Annotated in this window: 1 protein-coding gene; it reads left to right on the forward strand. The window is 36.5% G+C overall.

The features are described from left to right. Positions 1-2305, forward strand: a 2305-nt coding sequence (locus tag AC1DND_RS24680; protein ID WP_477585202.1) for a hypothetical protein, incomplete at its 5' end; no start/stop codon positions are given. Between the last annotated feature and the right edge of the window lie 574 nt (positions 2306-2879).

Consider the following 2879-nt stretch of genomic DNA (forward strand, 5'->3'; position numbering starts at 1 on the left):
TGGCAGAACTAAAGAAACATTACATTATTTAAAAAACATTCTTAGTGATAGGGACAGTTCGAGAATAAAAAAAATAAATACAACTTATCTTTTGCTTTATTTCGATTTTAAAGGCTTTGAAACAGAAGCGATGGAATTTCAGTTCCTTTTATTGGATTCTCTTTTGGAAGAAAGTCATGAGCCGGCAGATATACATAGAATGATGTCGTTGATTGCACGAATTCCAGAGGTAAATGATGATCATATCCTGAAGATCGTAGAAAAATTCAAGAAGCATAAAAACCAATACATACGGGCCGGATTATATGAACTCATTACTGTTTCTGCTTTGTTGGAGAAATACATAGATATCCTCTTGGACGGATTGTCCCTTAACGAATTGCCTGACGCAATCGAAGATAGAGAGAATTTCAGTTTAGGGGATGAGGATTATCATTGGGAAGAAGCAATAAAAAAGGTCATTTCAGCTAACGGTTTAGAATCTATTTTTAAAATATTAAAAGACACTCCCCAAAAAAGGTTGTCAGTTGTACATAATCACCGCGAAACTTTGGAGCATCTGATAAAAAATGCGATTTCAAGCTACGATCAAGACGCCGATATTTTTCAGGTAGTATTCGACCTTGCAATAGTCCTGGCCAAAGAATATGAAGAAACTAGTGTGGAGGTGCTCTCGCAGTTTTTCAAAAAAACAGCTAGCAATGGAAAGGCATTAAGCAAAATCTCTGAAATAGAAAATGATGATGAATTTTATTATCTGCATAATTTGATCATTAATTTAATAGATAGTGATGCTTTAAGTGAATGGATCGATTATTCTGCGAAAACAAATGTTAATGAAAAGCTACTGAATTTTATCAATCATTACCTTTGGGAGCAAGGCAATCAAGTATCATGGGCACAGGATTTCGACGCAGAGGTTAGGCAAAAACTTGAAATAATTCTGGTAAAACCTGTTGCTGTCCAGAGACCCGATATTTGGGGGCAACGTATGACTAATAACTTTGAACTACTCTTCAGGCCCGACCTAATAAAGATCGAAATCGAGAAAGTTTTTGAACGTTTGAACAGACGAGAGATAAATCAAGAAGATATCAGAATACTTTCGAAAGATAATCGCAATGATGATAGATTATATATTCCCAGTATTTGTATGATCATCTTGCGCAGATTTACTCATAATAACAGAATTGGCAATTTGTCAGAAATTGTTAATTGGGTTGATTACGGGCCTAGTTTTTTGGGGTTTAGGATTTCTCAGATCCATCAACAATTGAAAAGTTATAGCCAATTAAATGTAGAACCAGCAATGTTGGACTTTATCAGAAGTTGGACAGTTTTTAAAGGTGATCCATTGGATATATCATGGTATTTTATTAACCGCTTTAAATTTGAAATGCCAACGGATAAAATTCTTGAGTTTACCCTTTACTATAATTTTAGCTGGGAGCTTGGGGTCAGACAACCGGGGGGGATTGAAGCGCTGGAAGCGCTGGTAGGTCTTGGACCGTTACTACAGCGGGTTGTAGAAAATATCAACAATCCCGAGGTTAAAGGATTGGCCTGGTTGGGCAATGCATCTTATGCATTAAGAAAAAAAATGCGGGATACATACCCATCTATTATCCAGCGCCTACAGGAAAGTCAGGAAGAGGAATATAGGCATGAGGCACTACTTGATTTTTGGTTCGAATTAACTGGAGAGCCGGAACGATTGGAAATTTTCATTACAAATGTTTACAGCCGGTCACTAAGGTTCAAAGGTATTGATATTCTGTCAACCGTCCCGGTGAATTCAATTGTTCTAAACGAAATTTTACTTAGCGATTTAAATAATGATGAAATCGTTTACGAGGAGCGGTTAACCGCTGCCAATTACCTTTTGAAGAACGGGGATTCGAAGGGGTTTGATTTTCTTTTCAAAGAGTTGCAAGAGCAGGCAGAAGAGGCATTCGACTATAGAAGAAACCTTTTTGGTTTTGCGTTCATTCAGGATATTAAAAGCCTTGATCGGCTAATGATACTTTTGGAGATGGCCAAAAAATCCAAGTATCAAGGCGATATTTTCAATAATCTTGAATCAAAGGTGCTGGAAGCACTAAAGAGTGTAGCTAGTATGTCGGAGGACAATTATAAAGCAGTCAGCGCAAAAATTACTGATTTGATCAATCAAAAGAACAAAGATATTAAGAATTGGAGCAATTTATATTATTTTATTATACAGCTTGAGGAGCAGAATGTTGGTAATAAAATTTCTGGAGCAGACATAGGAAATGCGATTGAGGAATATAATGAACTTCAATAGACTCGTTGTTCGCAAAATTCTGCATATGTTACATAAGTAGGGTTTACCTGTTTGCTTCAACATCAGATTTTGATGGAAATAAAATCAATGAAATTGATTTTCAGTCAAGTACAACAATTTTTCTTAACTATTTAATGGATATTGCCAACGATGAGATAAACTCCAAAGAATAGATTTAATTTTTACATCTCAAAGGGATAATTAATTAGTTTTCGGATTTATGAACGTTCAGCCAATTGTTGGGATAGAGAGGGACACAAGCGAAATTGTGCCGATTTCCAAGGTTACTCAGACCGGATTAAAATGCAATTGTGTCTGCTACAATTGTAGTGGCAGGCTTGAAGCGGTTCTTAATACTGTTCGGCGGAAACATTTTAGGCATAGTAACAAGGGAAACTGTAATCCGATGCCGGAAACGGAGCTGCATTTACTTGCAAAGCAGATTATTTTGGATAACAACAGGATACATGTGCCTTATTTGGGAATGCTTGATTATTGCGATCCGGTTGCAGAGGTTGGCTATAACGATTTGATTCCAGATGCAACGATTACTATTGATGGGCATCCTTTTTAT

It is taken from the genome of Pedobacter sp. 01N416, assembly GCF_056399685.1.